Genomic DNA, 19,283 nt, shown 5'->3' with positions numbered 1-19,283 from the left:
ACGTCCAATGACGCGCGAAGCTCCGCCGCGCCCTCCGGCGCATGGTCTCCTTCGACACGGCACCCCGTTTGCGGCGCGGGACCCGCACACGATCGAGTCTTGCCGCGGTGTCTGTGGTCATCCTCACACTCCCCGACGCTCGAGCCGCCTGTGGCGCACGCCTGTGTCACGGCCGTTGACCTGGAGCTTCACCTTGTCCTGTCCCTCCTTGAGCGTGGGCGTGGGCGTGGTCGCCGGCGACGCACCACATGAGGCGTTTGGTGGGCGGCGGCCGCGCCCGCCCGAGCGGGCGCGGGCAGGGCGAGGCCACCCGCGCCCGCCGCCGGCAGCAGCGAGGAGGCGGAGGGGAAGCCGCGGCCGGTCAGCGGGGTCACAGGGCTGCTGCCTCCTCGGTGGTGAGGAAGCGGAGGCTCTGGACGTGGTCGTTGACGAACATGGGCACGCCGTCCGAGGCCAGGTACCAGGCGGGCTTGCCGCCGCTGTCGCGGATGACGCGGCCGTTGATGACGAGGTTCTCGAAGGTGACGTCCTTGACGAGGTGGTCGGCGTCGAGGCCGATGAGCAGCGAGGTTTCGGCGTTGGTGCCGTTGTAGGTGAGGTCCTTGATGTAGACGTTCTCGATGCCGCGGCCGGCAACCTGGTTCCACTTCGGGTTGAAGGAGACCTGCATGTGGATGAGGTGGCCCCACCGGAAGTCCTCGACGCGGGTGTCGTCGAACCTGACGTCCCGGACGAGGTTGCCGTCGCCGGCGTTGATGGCGAGGCAGCCCTGGGCGATCACCTGCGGCTCGCGGTGGTCGAGGATGTCGATGTTCTCGAAGTTCAGGTTCTCCAGCACCTCGTGGTTGGCGGGGTCGTCGTTGCCGTGGACGGCCATGTTGATGGGGTGGGCGACGTCGGCCCACAGGGTGCAGTTCTTGACGGTGATGTTGCGGACGTCGCCGTAGAACTCCCAGCGGTGGGCGTAGATGGCGATGCAGTCGTCGGAGTTGCGCAGGAAGCAGCCGTCGATGGTGACGTTCTCCGCGCAGTAGACGTCGATGCCATCGCCCCAGCCCAGGTGGGTGAAGGAGCGCAGGTTCATGAAGGAGACGTTGTTCGACTCGGCGATCCTGGTCGAGTACCGGGAGTTGAGCACCGTGATGCCGTTGACGTGGATGTTCTCGGAGTTCACGACGTCGATCGAGCCGCCCGCGGCGTTCTGGATCACGCCGTGGCCGATCAGGCGGGCGTTCTCCACCCCGTCGAAGACGACGTTGGAGGTGAGAACGGCGCCGCCGGCGAGGTAGACGGTCTGGCCGCTTGCGACCTTCAGCGTGTGGTCGGGGTGGGTGTGGACGCCGGGGCCGAAGTAGATGACGTTCGGGTCGTCCTCGGCGGGCCGCTCGGTCTCGATGGGGTTGGTGAGCAGGTGCAGGCAGTTGAAGATCTCGTCGTTGACCTGGACGACGACGTTCCGGGGCCGGTTCAGGGTGAAGTGCACCGTGCTGCCCACGAGTTCATGCGTGATGCCGTAGGAGTCGGGCCGGATGCGGGCCTTCTCCACCCCGCCCCGGACGAAGGTGACCTCCACCTCGACCGTGCCGGAGAAGTCGAAGTACGCCATTGAGGAGTTCTGGGCCTGGTTGCGGCCGGTCAGGGGGTCGATCAGAGGCAGCTTGGCCAGGTAGACGCCAAGCGTTTCCCACGTGCCGCCGACCGGGCGGACCTTGACGGTGAAGGCGGCGTTGGTCGCCACGCCGGACGGGATCGGGTAGGTGACCACGGTGTTCCCGTCGGCGGTCTGCTCCCCGGCCCCGGCCCGGCCGGCGCCGAGAACGCCGGCGGCGGCGCCGGCCAGGGCGGCGGCACCGGCCGCCTGGAGGGTCGTGCGACGGGTGACTGGCATGCTCATGAGGCGGCCCTTCAGAAAACGTCATCTAGAAACCGGTTGCCATACCGTCGTGCGGGCACGGGCGTTTCGTCAAGGGGGTGTGCAGGATTATTTGAGGCCCCGTGAGGCGCCGTCATCCGCAGCAGGGATGGCCCAGCGTTCCCAGTCCACGTCCGCCTTATTTGGGGCACTATGCACCGTTAACAGGTAATTGCTTGTAGCGGTACAAAGGCTGGCATCGTTGCGCGGAGGAGCCAAGGGTGTTGCGTCAACTCGCTCGGCCGTCGGAACCGCGGGCACGGAGCCCGTGCCCGTGCCGCTGTCCCTGGGTCCCACCGAAGGGCCGGGCGATGCTGTGCGGAGCGCGGCGCGGAGGCACGGGGCGCGGGGCACGGGGCACCGTGCCCGAAGTGCCGCGGCTGGGCGGGTTGACGACACGCTCTTGACTCCCCCGCGTAACGATGGCAGCGTTTGTACCGCTACAAGTAAATCCTTGATATGGGGCCATGGTCGCCCAAATAGGGCGGGCGTGGGCTGGGAAATGCTGGGCCATCCCTGCTTACGCCCCCGCTTCGGCGCCCCTGACGCACTGCCCACGACCACCACACACCAAGGCAGGACTACCTCCGTGCCCACGCCACCGCGGTCATCACTCTCGACATCGCGCACCTCCAGTCTTCTGCCCAACTCCCTTCCTCCGGGAGGAACTCCGCCCTTCCAGCGAGCACGGCACGGCCGAGGACGCGGGCATAGCATGCGAGTGAGTATCGAGACCGCAGACCAGGGGCGAGCGTGGTAACGATCAGGGATGTGGCGAAGGCTGCCGGCGTCTCGCCGATGACCGTTTCGAACGTCATCAACGATCACCCGAACGTGCGCAGGTCGACGCGAGCGAACGTCCTGGAGGCAATGGCCCGGCTCGGCTACCGGGTCAACGTCGCGGCCCGCAATCTGAGCAAGGGCCGTACCGGAACGATCGGTCTCGCCGTCCCGACGGTGCACAGCCCCTACTACAGCCTGTTGGCCGCCTCCATCATCGCCGCGGCCGAGCGGCACAGCCTCCGGGTGAGCATCGAGCAGACCGGCGCCTCCCGGGAGAACGAACTGGACGCACTGTCCCTGTCGCGCAACCGGTTGTACGACGGGCTCATCCTCACTGCCGCGGGCATGGGACAGGCCGACGTCGAGCGGCTCAAGGTGGACCATCCGGTGGTCATCCTCGGTGACCGGGTCATCGGCGGGCCCGTGGACCACGTCGCCATGCCCAACTTCGAGGCTTCCCGGGCGGCCACCCGGCACCTGATCGAGCGGGGCTGCCGGCGCATCGTGTTCCTGTCCGGGGCGGTGGAGGAAGTCGACACCTCCGGCCTGCGGTTCCCGGGCTACCAGCAGGCGCTGGAGGACGCGGGCCTGCCGTCGGACCCCGCCCTGATCCAGCAGCTGGAAAGGACCGACATGCGCGACGGTGCGGAACGTGCTCGGGAGATGGCGGGCAGCGGGCTTGAATTCGACGGCGTGTTCTGCGTGAACGACTCCCTGGCCATGGGTGTGCTGCGGGGCTTGGCCGACGCCGGGATCCGGGTGCCCGATGAGGTGAAGGTGATCGGCTTCGACAACGTCGCGGGAAGCGAGTTCCTCATCCCCTCGCTCTCCAGCGTCGATCCGGACCACGACGGCATGGCCGGGCGGGCGGTCGACCTCCTGATCAGGCGCATCGAGCAGACCGCGCCCGCGACCGATCACGAGGAGTTCGTCGGTGACTTCTCGGTGGTGATCCGGGAGTCGACAGGCGGCTGAACCGCCGCGAGCGGCCGGCTCCCGCCGGGAAAACCCGCTGCCGAGGCCCAGAGCCGCCGGCCGTGGCGTCGGCAGACATGTCGCCCCGGGTGTGCGGCAGCGCACCGCTGCCCCCAGGCCCGCCTGGGGCCGGGGTGGGGCCGAATCCTCGTCACCTCCTCTCGCACCACCCCCGAAGCCGCTCCAACCCCGTTGAAACAAGGGAGACCCCCATGAACTCCGCAGCCGGCGCCCCCCTCTTCCGCGACCCGGTGCACGACGGGGCCGCCGACCCCGTCGCCGTCTGGAACCGTCAGAGCAGCGAATGGTGGCTCGTCTACACCAACCGCCGCACCACCGCCCCCGGACCCGGCGTCGCCTGGGTCCACGGCACCGACCTGGGCGTAGCCGCGTCGGCGGACGGCGGCCGCACCTGGACCTACCGGGGCACCCTCACCGGTCTGGACACCGAGTGGGGAAGGAACACGTTCTGGGCACCGGAGATCATCTGGCACGACGGGCTCTACCACATGTACGTCAGCTACATCCGCGGCGTACCCGACGCCTGGGGCAGCCCCGCCCGCATCCGCCACTACACCAGCCCCGACCTGCTGGACTGGAATCATCACGGCGCCCTCGACCTCGGCTCCGACTGGGTCATCGACGCGTGTGTGTTCCCGCTGCCGGGCGGTGGCTGGCGGATGTGGTTCAAGGACGACTCCCGGGGCTCGCTCACCTGCGCCGCTGACAGCCCCGACCTGTACCACTGGCGGCCCACCGGCCTGGCTGTCGGCCATCGCGGGCACGAGGGCCCCAACATCTTCGAACTCGGCGGCCACTACTGGATGCTCGTCGACGAATGGCGCGGACAGGGCGTGCTGCGCTCGGACGACCTGACCACCTGGGAACGCCAGGGACTGATCCTGGACAGGCCGGGCAGCCGCCCCGACGACGGGACCGTCGGGCTCCACGCCGACGTGGTCGTCCAGGGGGAGACCGCCTACATCTTCTACTTCACGCACCCGGGCCGCGTCGGCACCGCCGCCGAGGACGACAGCACGTACGCCACCCGCCGCTCCTCGCTTCAGGTCGCCGCCGCTCGGGTCTCCGACGGCACGCTGCGCTGCGACCGCGACGAGCCCGTCCGGCTCGATCTGGCCCCTCAGTCCTAGCCTCGCTCTTTTCTGTGACGGTCTGTCGGTTCATCGAGCGAAGGAGCACCTGGATGGTGGGCTATGTCGACCCATGGGGAGACAACGGCGACGGCACGTACACCAACCCCGTTCTCGGATCGGACTACGCCGATCCGGACGCGATCCGGGTCGGTGACGACTACTGGGCGGTCACGTCGACGTTCGTCGACTCGCCGGGTGTCTCGGTGCTGCATTCCAGGGATCTGGTGAACTGGAGGACCGTGTCTGCCGCGTTCGACGACATCACCCTGCTCGGTGGCAGCACCACGTTCAACGGCTTCAGCGACTGGGGCAGGGACCGGTACAACTGGACCGGCATGAGTGAGTACAACGAGGGCGTCTACGCGCCGTCGATCAAGCACAACCCGCTGACGAGGATGTTCTACATCGCCGTCAACACCGTGACCGGTGGCATGTTCGTCGCGTCGGCGAGCGACCCCGCAGGACAATGGGACGCCCGAATTCTCAAGGACAGGCATGGCCGTGACCTGGTCACGTCCCTGTGGACGGATCCGACCTTGTTCTTCGACGAGAAATACGACGCGAGCGGCAGACTCGTGGCCATCGACACCTACTTCGCGGCCTCGCACGTCAATGGCACGAGCGGCGACGATCGACCGGACCCGATGCAGCCGAACGTACGCGGCAACGTCCTGTTCACCGTCGATGACGCCGTCACCACCCTGACGAACGCCGACATGAGCCAGTACGACCTCACGTACACGAACTCCAGCGGGGACACCGTCACGCTCGCCGGTCACGGGCTGCTCGGCGGCGATTTGTTCGGCGGCAGGCGCGCCGGCCCGGAGGGCAACAAAATCTACAAGCGCGGGGACTATTACTACCTGTTCTACTGCGACTTCCAGGGGCTCGACAACGGGCTGAACGAGGACGGCATCTCCGGCATGGGGTGCTACATGCTCCGGTCGACCAGCCTGTACGGAACGCTGCCCGACGGCACCCCCGGCAGCCCGGGACACGTCGGCAGATATGAGGTGAGACGCCTGGCGGATGATTCCGTGCCCTTGCAGGGCGGCTTTCTGGACACCCCCGACGGCGACTGGTTCTTCTTTGCCCAGATGAACGACGGCACGGAGGGCGGCTCCGCAGGCCGCCAGCCGCATCTGCTGCCGGTGACGTGGCCGCCGGGCGGCTGGCCCGTCATTGGTGGCGAGACCGATGCCGCGGGACTGGGGACGATGGTGTGGACCGCGCCGAAGCCTGTCGTCCGGGACATCGAGAGGGACGCGTCCGGGAACTGGACCTATCCCGGCACGCCTACCGGCCGGCCGCGCACCTATCCGGTCACCAGTCCGCAGGGCAGTGACGAGTTCGCCAGTCCCACGCTGGACCGACGGTGGCTGTGGAACCACCAGCCGAGGTCCGGCTACTGGAGCCTGACAGAACGCCCCGGATGGATGCGTCTGAAGGCGTTCGGCACTGCCGGGGGGAACGCCTCGTTCTTCCACGCGGGGAACACGCTGCACCAGCGTCACCTGCGCTCGGACCAGACGCAGGTCACCACACGTCTCGACATCAGCCACATGACCGGCGGACAGCGCGCCGGCCTCGCCCATTTCAACGGCGGCACGTGCCACAACGCCATAGCGGTGCAGAATGCCGGAACGATCAGGCGCGTCATCATCGAGGACGATGACATCGTCACGCCGGTCGCCACAGTGCCGGACGGCGTCGCCACCGTGGATCTGATCTCCCGCACCGACGCGGACCAGACCGTCGCTTACTACTACAGCCTCGACGGCGGAATGACCTTCGTCCGTGCCGTGACCAAGATGGCGCTGCCCCGCTTCGGCGGATACCGCGGTGACCGCGTCGGAATCTACACCTACACCTACGACAACTCCCATGCCGGATCCGGCTCCGACGGCGGTGACGGCGGCGACGACGGCGACGGCCGCCCTCCGGGGTTTGTGGACGCCGACTTCTTCCGATACTCCGCGTCCGTCCCGCGCGTGGAAGGCGAGGCATTCCTGCAGACCGGGGAGCTTTCCTTCACCAGCTCCGGGGAGAGCGAGCCGGTCAGGCTGTACCGCAGTGACGCCACCGGGGCCCGGCACCTGGTCCCTGCCGGCCGACTGCGCTTCACCGTCACCGACCCGGCCGTGGCGGCAGTCGTCGACGGTCTCGTCCGGCCCACCGGCACCGGCACCACCGTCATCACCGTCCACTACGAGGGCAGACCCTACGTGATGGACATCGCGGCGAACATCAGGATGGAGGACGGACGAGGGCAATGACGTCGGCCGTCCTCACGTGTCCTCGTTGGCCGGTCAGGTGGGCTCGCCGTAGAGGACGCCGCGGCCGTTGGTGCCGAGGTAGACGCGGCCGTAGATGCGTGGGTCGCCGGTGATGGTGTTGCCGGTCCAGGCGTACTGGTGCTGGTCGTCGTTGATCCGGGTCCAGGTGCGGCCGGCGTCGTCGGAGCGGAAGACGCCGCGTACGCCGCCGATGCGCGAGCTGGTGTAGACGGCCGGATAGGAGCGTCCGGGCGCGGGCTTGCCGAAGCCGACGTTGTCGCCCTCATCGACGCCCGGCAGGCGGGTGAAGGAGGTGCCGCCGTCGGTGGAGCGCCACAGCCCGTAGACCTTGCCCGTCTCGCCGCCGCCCAGCCAGATGTCGCCCTCGTGGCCGGGAACCGGCTTGAACCGGACGTTGCCCTCGGCGGGCAGGCCGGTCGCCGTGGTCGCCTCGAAGTGCTCGCCGCCGTCGCCGCTCCGGTAGAAGGTGCCGGCGTGGCAGGCGTAGAAGACCGCGGGATTGACGCGGTCGCCGCGCACCACCGCGCCGGACGGGACGCCTTCGCAGGCGGTCCACGTCTGGCCCGCGTCGGTGCTCCAGCTCACCGGCGCGCCCGCGGGAGCCCACACGACGCGGCCGCCGTCCGCCGCGATCGCGACAGAGTTGTCGTCGACGCCCGGGCCGGTCACGCCGTCCGGTTCGCTTCCGGAGGGGGCCCAGGTGTCACCGCCGTCGGTCGAGATCGCGAAGTACTGGGTCGATTCACTGTCGTTGGGGTAACCGACCCGGACGATCGTGTGGGGTGCCTTCTCGGCGTAGTCCAGAGCGACCGTCGTTCTGAAGGTGGGTGTGTCGTACATCGTCGTGGCGCGGGTGAAGTCCGTGTGCCGGAAGCCGCCGACGTCCCCGACGGCGGAGAACAGGTGCGCGCCGACCGGAGGGCTGATCAGAGAGAGGACCGCGGTCTCCTCCAGGCCTTCGGCGCGGACGTCGATCTGCACGGTGCCGCCGGTGTCCCAGTCGGTGAGGTTGTCGGAGCCGTGGATCGTGGCGCCCGTGCCGTACAGGAAGTGGTCCGAGGAGAAGGGGTCGATCTCCAGTGCCTCGGTACTCCACCCCAGCTTCGGCGAGGCCCCGGGGCTGTTCCAGGTCAGCCAGGGGGAGGCCGACATGTCCATGGCGTAGCGGAGGGTGCGCTCACCGTCCGATCCCCAGTCCCAGGCGCGGGTCCAGCTCGCGCCGCCGTCGGTGGAGCGGAACATGATGATGTCGGGCCACCACAGGACCTGGGTGACCACCATGAGGGTGTCGGGGTTCTGCCGGTCGATGGACAGGCCGGAGTAGCCCCACTGGCAGTCGGGGCTGGTGGACGGCACCGGGCTGATGCGCGTCCAGGTGTCGGTGGCGGTGTCGAGCTTCCACACGTCGCCCTTGGAGCCGTCGCCCGGGCCCGCGGTGTCGCTTGTGGCCAGGTAGAGGTAGCCGCTCTCGTGGTCGAGGACCGCCTTGTGGGGGATGAAGCCGGTGGGCTGGCCGGGGACCCGCTCCCAGGTCCGGCCCGCGTCGGTGGAGCGGTAGAGGATGTTCTCGGTGTCGGCCACCGTGACGTACAGCGTCCGCGTCGGTCGCCCCCGCCGGCCGTCACGCTTGTCGAACACAACCTGGAGCACGCCGATGTTGTCGCCGTTGTAGCCGCCGGTGTCGTTGGGGTCGGGGACGAAGGTGCCGGCGTTGGGGAAGCTCTCGACCTTCGCCCAGGTTTCTCCGTAGTCTGCGGAGCGCCACAGGCCGTGGCCGCCGCGCACGCCGAGGTAGAGAACGGCGTTGCGGTGCGGATCGACGGCCAGGCGCTCGCTGATGCCGCGGCCCGGCATGTTCGCGCCCAGGCGGAACGGCAGCATGGTCGTCTGCCACGTGCGGCCTCGGTCCGTGGAGCGCAGGATCGCCCCCATCGTGGGGTCCCACTCGGGGATGGTGTACGTCCCCACGGCCGCGTACACCCGGTCGGGGTCGGCCTCGTCGGTGGCGATGCTGATCACGCCGGTGTGGCCGTAGTGGTCCCAGCCGACCCAGTCGAGCAGGGGGACCCAGCGCCCCGTGCGCTTGTTGAACCGGTAGGCGCCACCGATGTCGGTGCGCGCATAGACCAGGCCCGGCTCGCTCTGGCTGAAGACGATGCCGGTGACGAGGCCGCCGCCGACGATCTCCGCGTTGCGCCAGACATACCCTCTGGAGGATCGCGCCGAGGCGTTCGCGGGATGGGCGGTGGCGGCCGGCACCAGGGAAACGCCGCCCGCGACGGCGGCTGCGGCTGCGGCGGCCGTCGCCGAACGAAGGACGGTGCGTCTGCCGGGACCACGTGCGGACGGGAGGGAGGGCGGGGGTACGGGGGAACTCGACACTGGGCTCACCTTTCGTGGCACGGGCGCATATCCGGAGGACGCCATGCGGTGGGATGCCCTCACGCAGCGGGAGAGAAGGGCGACACAAGGCAGCTTCGTCGAAGCGCTTCAACAACAGCTTGCCCGAGGTTAGAAGCGGCGGGCTGACCGCACAAGACTCTGGGCACGAGCGAAATTGGTTTCGTACTTCGCCCCAGCGATGCCCCCTCGTCCCTGGGTCAGGATGGCCCGGATCCCCGGGCTGCGGGCCAGAGGAGTTGAAGCGTTTCGACGAACGGGAGCAACGGAAGGCCGGTGAGAGGCGAACATGTCGCAGAGCGAAGCTGCTCACTCGCTCCGGCGGGGCTGCCGGGCCCGCTGGAGGAGCCTGCCCATGCCTCGCACGCCTGCCGCCCCCGCCCATCTCAACGCCCGTTGCCGGGGGTGTCGCACAGCGCGTGGTCGACGAGGTCGCTGGCGGCTTGCTCCTGTCGGAGTGCGTTGTCGGGTGGGTCGTTCAGGGCGGTGGACGCGCCGGGAGGGGCCGGGGCGCCTACGCTGCCGAGGACAGCCGCCCTCAATCCGCCCAGGAGCTCACTTGACGCGCCGTGAACGTCCAGCCGGTCAGGCCGAGATCTCACAGGAACGGGTCATGGACGTGCGGGAGATCACCGACCGCATCACACGCTGGGCCGCGAACCATCAGGACATCGTCGGCCTACTCCTTGTCGGTTCGTACGCCCGCGATGCCGCGCGGCCCGACTCCGACATCGACATCGTCCTGCTCACGACGGACCAGACCCGGTACGTCCATAACGCCTGGGCCAACGAGCTCGCCCTCGGCGAGCTGGTCCGAACTCAATCGTGGGGACCCATCACCGAACGGCGCTTTGCCACGGCCTCGGGCCTGGAAGTTGAGATCGGCATCGGGCCTCCGGAGTGGGCACGGACCGACCCTGTGGACCCTGGCACACGCCGTGTCGTCACCGACGGCGCCCGGCCGCTGCATGACCCAGCGGGAGTCCTCGCCTCACTGATCGAGGCCTGCGGCTCATGACCACCCGCCGCCTCACCCGCGGCGCTTTCGCGCCGGAGCGCCGCAGGCTACTGTTCGTCGCGCAGCGAGTGACCCACGAGGAGCTGAGACATGCCCGGTCGTCCGAGCGCGCGTTGACGTCGTAGGCCGTCGTCGGCCCGTCATCGCGTGCCGCCCATGATCCGTGGCACAGCGAGCCTTCCCCCGCCTGAACCGTCGGTGCGCCCTGTCGTGCGCCGGGTGGCGGGCCTCGTCCTCGGCAACCCAAGGGGTCCCTGTGCCGTCCGATTCCGCCCGCTCTGTTCCTCCCAGCCTGTGGCGGGACGCCGACTTCCGCAGGCTCTGGGCGGGCCAGACCGCCTCCCAGCTGGGCGAGCACGCGAGCCTGGTGGTTCTGCCACTGATCGCCGTCCTGACGCTCAACACCGACGCCGGCCAGCTGGGCGTCCTCCGGGCGGTGGGGCAGGCGCCGATCCTGTTGCTCTCGCTCTTCGTCGGCGCGTGGGTGGACAGGTGGCGGACCCGCACGGTGATGGTGCTGGCGGATGCCGGCCGGGCCATGGCGCTGGGTGCGGCCGTCGTGGCCGGCCTCCTCGGCGGACTCGGCCTGCCGGCCCTGCTCGTGGTCGCCTTCGCCGTCGGGGCCCTGTCCGTGTTCTTCGACGTGGCGTATCAGGCGTCCCTGGTACGCCTGGTGAGACGCGACCAGCTGCTGCGGGGCAACAGTGCCCTGGAGGGCAGCCGGTCCGCGGCCCAGATCGGCGGCCCCGCTCTCGGCGGCGCGCTGGTGTCCCTGCTGTCGGCGCCGATCGCCGCCGCGACCAGCGCGCTGTTCTTCGTGCTGTCGTTCCTGTCGATCCGGCGGATACGCCGCCGCGAATCGATCCCCGAGCGCGCGGAACGTCCCCCTCGGGTCTGGCGGCGGATCCAGGAGGGCCTCCGCTTTGTCGTGGGCGACCCCTCGCTGCGGGCCGTTTGCCTCGCCTCGGCCGCCTTCCAGTTCTTCCTGGCGGCCACGATGACCATCTATCTGCTCTTCCTCCCCAGGGAACTGCACCTGTCGGGCACCGCCGTCGGGCTGGCGCTCGCGGCGACCGGGCCGGGCGCGCTCCTGGGCTCGCTGCTCGCCGCCCGTCTGCCGAGCCGCTTCGGTTACGGCGTGGTGCTCGTGTCCGCGGCGGCACTGGGCGACGGCGTGATGCTGTGTGTGCCCGCGCTGCACGGCCCTGCCGCGGTGACGATCCCCGCGCTCGTGGCGGTCAACTTCGTGTTCGGCGCCTTCGGCCAGCTGGTCAACGTCACGGTCATGGCCGTGCGGCAGGCCGTCACCCCGGACGGGATGCAAGGCCGGGCGGCGGCGACGATCACGTTCGTCGGCATGGGCCTGACCCCGCTCGGCTCCGTGCTCGGCGGCCTTCTCGCGGAGGGGTGGGGGCTGCGCACCGGCCTCCTGGTGACGGCCGCCGGCATGCTGGCGTCCCCCGTGCTGATGGCGCTGTCCCCGCTCGCCCGCCTGGGACGGACGCTGCCGGCCCTGCGGGACGCGCCGCCGCCGGCCGCCCGCCCGGCCAGGGCCTAGCGCCGGCCGTCCGCCGCCTGTGCGGCGGCACCTGCGGCGGCACCGCCGTCAGCTCAGCCGTGGGGTGCATCGAACACGACACAGGCGTTGTGGCCGCCGAAGGCGAAGCTGTTGGTGATCACCGGCCCGTTCGGGATCTTGCGCGGTTCGGCGGTGACGACGTCGATCTCGCACCGGGGATCCAGCCGTGTGAGCGACGCGGTCGGCGGCGCGAGCCCCTCCCGTACGGACAAGGCCGTGATCACGGCTTCCAGCGCCCCCGCCACCCCCAGCCCGTGCCCGGTCACCGACTTGGGAGCGGTGACCGGCACCGCGGCGGGCCCGAACAGGGCGGCGATGGCCCGTGCTTCCGCGACGTCGTTCAGCTCGGTGCCCGTGCCGTGCGCGTTGACGTGGGTGACGGCGTCCGCCGTCGTGCCGGCGTCGGCGAGCGCCTGCTCCATGCACGCCCGGGCACCCGCGCCGTCGGGGTGCGGCGCGGTGAGGTGGTGGGCGTCGGAGTTGCGCCCGTATCCGGTCAGCGTGGCGTAGATCCGGGCGCCCCGCGCCCGGGCGAGGTCCAGCCGCTCCAGCACCAGGAACGCCGCCCCTTCGGCGAGGACGAATCCGCGCCGCCCGACGTCGAACGGCCGTGACGCGGCAGAGGGATCCTCGCACTCGGTGACCATCGCACCGGCCCGTCCGAAGGCCAGCGCCGTCGTGGGAGTCAGGGGGCTGTCGTGTCCTCCCGCCACCACGACGTCCGCGCACCCCGCCCGGATCATCTGCATCGCCTCACCCACCGCGTGCGTGCCGGAGGCGCATGCGGTGGAGATCGTCAGGCTGGGGCCGGTGATGCTGAGCCGGGCGCTGAGCCAGTACGCCCCCGCGTTGTGCATCAGCCGGGGCGCGTAGAGCACATCGGGATGCCCGATGCCGTTCTCCTGGCTGATCACCCCGCCGTAGCCGGTACCGGTGACCACCGCCCGCCGCCCGGGCGGGACTTGGAGCCCTCCGGCGTCCTCCACGGCGTCCGCGGCTGCGCACACCGCCATCTGCACCGACCGGTCGGCCCGCCGCACCTCCTTGGGCGACAGGTAGCCGGACGGGTCGAAGTCGGCCATGGCGGACGCCGGGCCCACGACGGTGCCCTCGCCGCCGAAAGCGTGCAGCGAGGTCGCGGGACGGCACTCGATGAGGCTCTCCCACAGCGCGGCCGGAGTCGCCCCCGCAGCGCAGCGGACGCCCAGCCCTGTGACGGCGACGGCGGGTCGGCGGTTCATCGGGCGAAGGGGCTGGGGGCCTCGTGGGCGCGCTGCCGCACGATGAGGTCGGCGACGTCACCCACGGTGGACACCCCGGTCTTGTCGGTGCCCCTGAGGGACACCCCGAACAACTCCTCGGACGCCGCTTCCAGTTCGGTGACGTCGAGGCTGTCGGCTCCCAGGTCGGCGACCAGCCGGGCCTGCGGCACGACCGCCTCCGGCGGCACCGACATCACCCGCGCGCAGAGCGGGCGCAGCGCTTCCCATACGTCGCCGTGTTCCACATCCATGCAACTGCCTCCATCTCCTGGTCCGTCAGGGCTGGCTCACACTGAGGGCGTCTCCGTCCGAGCCCATGTCTCGAACTCCGTGGCGACCGCGCCGGCGAGCCGTCTCGCGTCGTCCGGGCGCGCGTTGCACACCACGGTGAGCGTGAACGCGTCCCCCGCCTGTGCCAGGGCGAAGCTGACGGTGCCCGGTTGCCGCAAGGGCGGCAGCCCCACCGTGCGCACAAGGCGGCGCCCCTCGAAGGCGCTCGAACCGCCGGGCCACTTCATGGCTGTGGTCGCGGTCGCCGCGAAGCACAAGTGGTGAACACGACCGGCCACGAGCCTGGTCACCCACGGCCCCGTCCGCCGAGCCGCTTCCACAGCGGGAAACAGCAAGCCGGCGTGGGCCAAGGCCCGCTCGGGCACGGTGGCCACCGCGGCCTGACACGCCCGCAGCCGCTCCACGGGGCCGTCCACGTCGACGGGCAACGGAATCCGAACCACCGTCAGCATGTTGCCGAGTTCCCTCGGATTCGCCCGGGTGCGCAGGTCGCACGGCACGGCCGTGTACACGGGCTTCTCCCGCTGCCGCCACCCCCGCACCGGCCCGTACTCGGCCCGCAGCGCTCCGGCCACCGCACCCACCAGCAGCTCGTTCAGCGTGGCGCCGCGGCCGTCGGCGGGCTGCCGGCGGGCGGATCGGACCGTGTGCGCGGGCAGTTCACACACCGCGACCGAGGGATGCGTCTCCCAGGGCGACCGCAGCGGAAGGGCCTGTCCGGCCGCTGCCATCGCCCTGAGCTCCCTGCCCGCCGCGCGCAGCCCGGTGCGCGTGAGCGGCGCCGACCGCGCCGACTCCCTCGTCGCCGCGGGACTGTCCATCAGCGAGCGCATCAACGTCGCCAGGGAACGTCCGTCGAGCAGCACGTGCTGGGCCACGAGCGCCAGGGCGAAACCGCCGCCGTGCGCCGCGTCCGGAACCACGAAGAGCCGCCAGGGCGGGACCCCGCCGTCGAGCGGCCGGTCCACACTCTCCGCCCACAGGGAGTCGAACTTGCTGTTGGCGACGGTGACATGCACGGCGGGATCGAAGGGCCCCGGCACGACCCACCGCACGCGTCCGCGCCGCCCGAACAGCCTTCGGCGCCCCGCCACGGCGTCGCCCGACGCACGCTCGAGCACACAGTTCATCCGCTCCAGGCCGGACCAGCGCGCGGCGACGCGCGCCCGCACCTGCTCCACGTCGGGATGCTCACCGGAGAAGACCGCCGCCAGGCCGATCACGCCCGGGCATCCGTTGAGCAACAGCATCTCGTCGGCACAGGACAGTCTCATGCGACAGGTCGCCCACCCTTCTTGGAACCGAGATCACCCTACACTCGGTTACGAAGCATCTCCGTGGGGTGAAGTCGCTGGTTTGGTGCCGAGCACAACTCACCCGCCGGCTCAGGCGTCGAACAAGGCAACAACCGCTGGACGGGATGAGACAGGACAGCTCGGGGAGGGGAAGTCATGCGTGCACGCGTTCGGCGACGGGGAAGCCGGCGGTGCGACAGGCGGGGCATCAAGGGGAGCAGGGCCGCGGTCATCGTGGGGCCGGGAATCGTGGCCCTGGCGGGCATGGGCCTGGTGGCGCCGCCGGCCGCGGCCGACACCATCGCCGACGCCGCGGCCTACCTGGAGGGGGACACCGTCCAGTACACGGGTGGCGACGTCGCCAACGACGTGACGCTCTCCATCGACTCACCCTGGGAAGAGCACACCGAGTTCACCATCGACGACAGTGTGCCGATCGTCGCCGGCTATGGCTGCGAGCACCCCGACGCCTCCGACGCCACGCTGGTCGTCTGCACGAGCTACTACGCCGAACCCCGGATGAACGTCGATCTCGGAGGCGGGAGCGACGCGTTCAGCGGCTCCGGCACCATCCACGGCGGCCCAGGTGACGACCGGATCGAAGCCGGCGGTGAGATCTACGGAGACGAGGGCAACGACGAACTCGTCAGCCTTCACGGCTGGGACCGCCTCCACGGGGGCGACGGCCACGACCACATCGAAGCGGGTGACGGCGACGACCACGTCTACGGGGGGCGCGGCCACGACGACATCCTGGCCGGCCTGGGTGCCGACCTGGTCTACGGCAACAGCGGCGAGGACTACGTCGCCGGCGGCAAGGGCGCGGACGAGATCTCCGGTGGACCGGACTCCGACGTCGTCTACGGCAACAGCGGCGGCGACCACATCCGTGGCGGCCCCGGAAGGGACGCCCTCTCCGGCGGTCCGGGAACCGACGACGTCGCTCAGTAAGCCGGTCAAACGAACCATCATTCGCGGGAGCGGATGGGAGTCCGAGCGGCGGGAGGGGAAACCATGCGGAAGGTCATACGCAGCAGTGGAGTGAGGCCGGCGGTCATCGCGGGGGCGGGGGTCGTGGCCCTGGCAGGCGCCGTGCTCGCGGCGCCGCCTGCCTCGGCGGACACCGAAGCCAGGGTGTACCACATGGGGTCGGGCACCTTCTCCTACTCCGCCGGTGACGGCAGCAGCGACGCGCACATCACCATGGGGGACGCGACGACCGAGGTCGTCATCGACGACGTCGTGCCGATCACCGTCGGCACCGGCTGCGTTCACCCGGACGCCTCCGACACCACGCGCGTGGTCTGCGCGATTCCCGCGGACACCGCGGACACCGCGGCCTCGGGCGTCTCGATACACGTCGATCTGGGCGGCGGGAACGACGCGCTCCTGCTGCGCGCGGGTTCCGGAAACGCCGTGGACGGCGGCCCGGGCGACGACGAGATGGACGTCAACGCCGCCACGTACACGGTCAGGGGAGACGCGGGCGACGACCGGCTGCTCGGCGCCGCCTCCTTCATGTACGGCAACGACGGCAACGACCACGTCATCGGTGGCGACCGCAACGAGTACCTTGCGGGCGGGACCGGCCACGACTACATCGAGGCTGGTTTCGGCGCCGACGTGGTGTTCGGCAACAGCGGTGAGGACACGATCCGTGGCGGCAGGGGCGACGACGAGATCTACGGTGGTGCGGACCCCGACCTCCTCTACGGCAACAGCGGCAACGACCTCCTGATCGGCGGCGGCGGGCACGACCACCTCTCCGGCGGCCCCGACGACGACACGCTCGTCCAGGGCTGATCAGGCCGGCCCTGACCGCCGCCCTCGGCATGCGGATGTCGGATGGGTGAGCCGTGCGCGACGATGGGAGCGGGGACCCTCCCAGGGCCAGTGGGTCATGCTGCGCGGCTGCGTGGGTACGGAGTCCTTGGTCTCTGGCGTCTGTGGTGGAGGGTGTGATGGCCGATGGCCGAGGAGAGCGTGGAGATCGTGATCGCGCCGGACGGGACGGTGGAGATGCGAGTCCAGGGCGTGGGCGGGCCGCGGTGCGTTGAGGACACGGACGGGCTCGTGCGGCTGCTGGGCGGTGCGGTGGAGCATCACGAGCTCACCGAGGAGGCCTACCAGCAGGGCGAGGACGAGCAGGCGGACCGGCTGTGGCAGGGGTAGCGGAGCTCACCACGCCGTGGCGGGTGCACGCCGTCATGCCGCGCAGCGGCGCCAACGGGCCGGGGACGCGGTATGTCGTGTGGAGCCAGGGGTGCTCGCTGGGATGTGCCGGGTGTTTCAACCCCGAGACGCACGAGGCGGCCAGGGGTGGGGTGGTGCGTTCGGTGGGTGAGGTGGCCGAGGAGGTGCTGGCGGCGGCGGACCGGCTGGAGGGGGTGACGCTGACCGGGGGCGAGCCGCTGGAGCAGCCCGCGGCGGTGGCGGCGTTCTGCGCGGAGGTACGGGCACGCAGCGGTCTTGGGGTGATCGTGCTGACGGGGTTCACGCGGCGGGAGATCGAGGCGGACGCGGCGCGTGCCGCGGCCGTGGCCGACGCCGATCTGGTGGTCGCCGGCCGCTTCAACCCGCGGCTGCATCTCGCGAGCGGGCTGCGCGGCTCGTCGAACAAGGAGCACTGGCACCGCACCGGGCGGTACGGGACGGCGGAGTTGGCGGCCGTTCCGGAGGCGGAGATCGCCATCGGGGACGACGGCAGTCTGATATTCACCGGCATGAGGGAGGCGCTGAGGTGAGCGCGGCGGGCGTTCCCGACATTCGGGATGAGATACGGCTGTATCTGCGGGCGAGGGTGGCGTTGATCGTGCTGGTCACGGTCGAGGAGCAGCGGGCGCTCGAGGTGCTGGACGCCGTGCGCCGGGATCGCGACCCGGCCTCCGACCTGGTGACGTGGGACGTCGCCGAGGGCCTGGCGTCGGCCAATCAGCGGCAGCTGCCCAAGGCGGCCATGCCGCCGGAGGTGCTGTCAAAGATCCAGGAGCTGGCGACCAAGGAGCCGCAGCGCCGCGACCTGTACGTGCTGAAGGACTTCCACGCCTTCTGGGAGCGGGACCCGGCGGTGCGCCGCCGGCTGCGCAACCTCGCGCACAAGCTCGTCTACACCGGCTCGTCCCTCATCGTGACCACGCCCGTCCGCGCCATCCCCGTGGAGTTGGCCGACGACGCGGTGGTGGTGGAGATGCCGCTGCCCGACGCCGCCGAGCTGCGCGGCGAGCTGGACCACCTCATCGACACCACGCGCGGGGTGAAGTCAGTCCTCACCACCGCCGGGCGCGGCCGCCTCGCCCAGGCGGCGCTGGGGCTGACCCTGGCGCAGGCGCGGCGGGCGTTCGCCAAGGCCATCGTGCGGGACGAGGTGCTGGACGACCGTGACATCGACGCGGTGGTGGCGGAGAAGAAGGCGGTGATCCGTGAAAGCCGGGCGCTGGAGTTCCACGCGGCCGAGGAGGGCCCGGACGACCTGGGCGGGGTCGAGGTCCTCAAGCAGTGGCTGCGGCTGCGCGAGCGCGCCTTCGACGACGCCGCCCGCGCCTTCGGGCTGCCCGCGCCCAAGGGCATCGCGCTGATCGGGATCCCCGGCACCGGCAAGAGCCTGACGGCGAAGATGATCGGCGGGATGTGGCGGCTGCCGCTGCTGCGCCTGGATGTGGGCGCGCTGTTCGGCTCCCTCGTCGGCGAGTCGGAGGAGCGGGTGCGCCGGGCGCTTGGGCTGGCGGAGACCATCGCGCCGTGCGTGCTGTGGATCGACGAGGTCGAGAAGGCCCTCGCGGCCGGCGGGCACGACGGCGGCACCAGCCAGCGGGTCTTCGGCACCATCCTGACCTGGATGCAGGAGAAGACCGCGCCGGTGTTCGTCGTCGCCACGGCCAACGAGATCGGCGCGCTGCCCCCGGAGACGCTGCGGCGGGGCCGGTTCGACGAGGTGTTCTTCCTCGACCTGCCCACCGAGGAGGAACGCCGCGAGATCATCACCGTCCACCTGCGCAAACGCCGCCGCGACCCGCAGGCGTTCGACATCCACCAGCTCGCCCGCGACACCGACGGCTTCGTCGGCGCCGAGCTGGAACAGGTCATCGTCGACGCCATGTACGAGGCGTTCAACGACACCCCGCCCCGCGACGTCACCACGGCCGACATCGCCCGCGCCGTCAAACGCACCGTGCCGCTGAGCACCTCCCAGCGCGAGACCATCGAGGATCTGCGCGCCTGGCTGCGCGAGGGCCGCGCGCAGTCCGCCTCCTACGCCGCCGCCGAGCAGGCCGCCGCACACCAGGTCCCGGTACAGGCGCCCACGCTGGAGGTGTGAGG

The 19,283-nt window shown here is 70.5% G+C and carries 15 protein-coding genes; 10 read left to right on the top strand and 5 right to left on the bottom strand.

Annotated features, from left to right (window positions below):
• Positions 1–370: 370 nt before the first annotated feature.
• On the bottom strand, positions 371–1,894 hold the full coding sequence (locus tag ACTWQH_RS29290) for a glycosyl hydrolase family 28 protein (RefSeq protein WP_443289807.1): 1,524 nt from the start codon (positions 1,892–1,894) through the stop codon (positions 371–373).
• A 789-nt stretch (positions 1,895–2,683) separates the two neighbouring features.
• On the opposite strand from ACTWQH_RS29290, the gene ACTWQH_RS29285 reads away from it, so the two are divergent.
• The 3 genes from ACTWQH_RS29285 to ACTWQH_RS29275 all read left to right on the top strand — a co-directional run bounded on the left by ACTWQH_RS29285 (position 2,684) and on the right by ACTWQH_RS29275 (position 7,100).
• The gene (locus tag ACTWQH_RS29285) at positions 2,684–3,670 is read left to right on the top strand and encodes a LacI family DNA-binding transcriptional regulator (RefSeq protein WP_443289806.1); all 987 of its coding nucleotides are present in this window, start codon (positions 2,684–2,686) and stop codon (positions 3,668–3,670) included.
• Between the two features lie 212 nt (positions 3,671–3,882).
• Positions 3,883–4,821, top strand: a complete 939-nt coding sequence (locus tag ACTWQH_RS29280) for a glycosyl hydrolase (RefSeq protein ID WP_443289805.1) — start codon at positions 3,883–3,885, stop codon at positions 4,819–4,821.
• Between the two features lie 53 nt (positions 4,822–4,874).
• Entirely contained in the window at positions 4,875–7,100 is a 2,226-nt protein-coding gene (locus ACTWQH_RS29275; RefSeq protein ID WP_443289804.1) for a family 43 glycosylhydrolase, read from the top strand.
• Positions 7,101–7,133: 33 nt separating this feature from the next.
• Here the strand turns inward: ACTWQH_RS29275 and ACTWQH_RS29270 are convergent, their stop codons facing one another.
• A complete protein-coding gene (locus tag ACTWQH_RS29270) occupies positions 7,134–9,380 on the bottom strand; it encodes a xyloglucanase (protein ID WP_443289803.1) in 2,247 nt (748 codons plus the stop codon).
• A 754-nt stretch (positions 9,381–10,134) separates the two neighbouring features.
• Between ACTWQH_RS29270 and ACTWQH_RS29265 the strand changes: the two genes are divergently transcribed.
• Positions 10,135–10,539, top strand: coding sequence for a nucleotidyltransferase domain-containing protein (locus ACTWQH_RS29265; protein WP_443289802.1), 405 nt, complete (start codon positions 10,135–10,137; stop codon positions 10,537–10,539).
• Positions 10,540–10,795: 256 nt separating this feature from the next.
• Positions 10,796–12,097, top strand: coding sequence for an MFS transporter (locus tag ACTWQH_RS29260; protein WP_443289801.1), 1,302 nt, complete (start codon positions 10,796–10,798; stop codon positions 12,095–12,097).
• Between the two features lie 53 nt (positions 12,098–12,150).
• Here ACTWQH_RS29260 and ACTWQH_RS29255 read toward each other — a convergent pair whose 3' ends face one another.
• Genes ACTWQH_RS29255 through ACTWQH_RS29245 form a run of 3 tightly spaced genes read right to left on the bottom strand, consistent with a single transcriptional unit; the run spans position 12,151 to position 14,945 of the window.
• Complete coding sequence (locus ACTWQH_RS29255; RefSeq protein ID WP_443289800.1) at positions 12,151–13,359, bottom strand: beta-ketoacyl-[acyl-carrier-protein] synthase family protein; 1,209 nt, start codon at positions 13,357–13,359, stop codon at positions 12,151–12,153.
• Positions 13,356–13,631 (bottom strand): acyl carrier protein, encoded by a 276-nt coding sequence (locus ACTWQH_RS29250; RefSeq protein ID WP_443289799.1) that lies wholly within the window; start codon positions 13,629–13,631, stop codon positions 13,356–13,358. Before ACTWQH_RS29250 ends, ACTWQH_RS29255 begins: the two co-directional genes overlap by 4 nt.
• Positions 13,632–13,667: 36 nt before the next feature.
• Positions 13,668–14,945, bottom strand: a complete 1,278-nt coding sequence (locus ACTWQH_RS29245; RefSeq protein ID WP_443289798.1) for a wax ester/triacylglycerol synthase domain-containing protein — start codon at positions 14,943–14,945, stop codon at positions 13,668–13,670.
• Between the two features lie 255 nt (positions 14,946–15,200).
• Here ACTWQH_RS29245 and ACTWQH_RS29240 point away from each other — a divergent pair, with 255 nt between their 5' ends.
• From ACTWQH_RS29240 to ACTWQH_RS29220, 5 genes are all read left to right on the top strand, one after another.
• Complete coding sequence (locus ACTWQH_RS29240; protein WP_443289797.1) at positions 15,201–15,917, top strand: calcium-binding protein; 717 nt, start codon at positions 15,201–15,203, stop codon at positions 15,915–15,917.
• Between the two features lie 63 nt (positions 15,918–15,980).
• Positions 15,981–16,769, top strand: coding sequence for a calcium-binding protein (locus tag ACTWQH_RS29235; RefSeq protein ID WP_443289796.1), 789 nt, complete (start codon positions 15,981–15,983; stop codon positions 16,767–16,769).
• Between the two features lie 165 nt (positions 16,770–16,934).
• Positions 16,935–17,138 (top strand): DUF2997 domain-containing protein, encoded by a 204-nt coding sequence (locus ACTWQH_RS29230; RefSeq protein WP_443289795.1) that lies wholly within the window; start codon positions 16,935–16,937, stop codon positions 17,136–17,138.
• Positions 17,126–17,710: a 4Fe-4S cluster-binding domain-containing protein gene (locus ACTWQH_RS29225; RefSeq protein WP_443289794.1), complete on the top strand. Its 585-nt coding sequence runs from the start codon at positions 17,126–17,128 to the stop codon at positions 17,708–17,710. Before ACTWQH_RS29230 ends, ACTWQH_RS29225 begins: the two co-directional genes overlap by 13 nt.
• Entirely contained in the window at positions 17,707–19,281 is a 1,575-nt protein-coding gene (locus ACTWQH_RS29220) for an AAA family ATPase (protein ID WP_443289793.1), read from the top strand. Before ACTWQH_RS29225 ends, ACTWQH_RS29220 begins: the two co-directional genes overlap by 4 nt.
• Positions 19,282–19,283 lie beyond the last annotated feature (2 nt).

It is taken from the genome of Streptomyces sp. 6N223 (genome assembly GCF_052246635.1).
GTDB lineage: Bacteria > Actinomycetota > Actinomycetes > Streptomycetales > Streptomycetaceae > Streptomyces.
Note: the sequence above shows the minus strand (reverse complement) of the source record. Positions and strands in the feature narration are given on the sequence as shown.

What these genes read in the sequence shown, in the direction of transcription:
- ACTWQH_RS29290 (WP_443289807.1), bottom strand. Translation starts at nt 1,894, where the DNA reads ATGAGCATGCCAGTCACCCGTCGCACGACCCTCCAGGCGGCCGGTGCC.
- ACTWQH_RS29280 (WP_443289805.1), top strand. Translation starts at nt 3,883, where the DNA reads ATGAACTCCGCAGCCGGCGCCCCCCTCTTCCGCGACCCGGTGCACGAC.
- ACTWQH_RS29275 (WP_443289804.1), top strand. Translation starts at nt 4,875, where the DNA reads ATGGTGGGCTATGTCGACCCATGGGGAGACAACGGCGACGGCACGTAC.
- ACTWQH_RS29265 (WP_443289802.1), top strand. Translation starts at nt 10,135, where the DNA reads ATGGACGTGCGGGAGATCACCGACCGCATCACACGCTGGGCCGCGAAC.
- ACTWQH_RS29255 (WP_443289800.1), bottom strand. Translation starts at nt 13,359, where the DNA reads ATGAACCGCCGACCCGCCGTCGCCGTCACAGGGCTGGGCGTCCGCTGC.
- ACTWQH_RS29250 (WP_443289799.1), bottom strand. Translation starts at nt 13,631, where the DNA reads ATGGATGTGGAACACGGCGACGTATGGGAAGCGCTGCGCCCGCTCTGC.
- ACTWQH_RS29245 (WP_443289798.1), bottom strand. Translation starts at nt 14,945, where the DNA reads ATGAGACTGTCCTGTGCCGACGAGATGCTGTTGCTCAACGGATGCCCG.
- ACTWQH_RS29235 (WP_443289796.1), top strand. Translation starts at nt 15,981, where the DNA reads ATGCGGAAGGTCATACGCAGCAGTGGAGTGAGGCCGGCGGTCATCGCG.
- ACTWQH_RS29230 (WP_443289795.1), top strand. Translation starts at nt 16,935, where the DNA reads ATGGCCGAGGAGAGCGTGGAGATCGTGATCGCGCCGGACGGGACGGTG.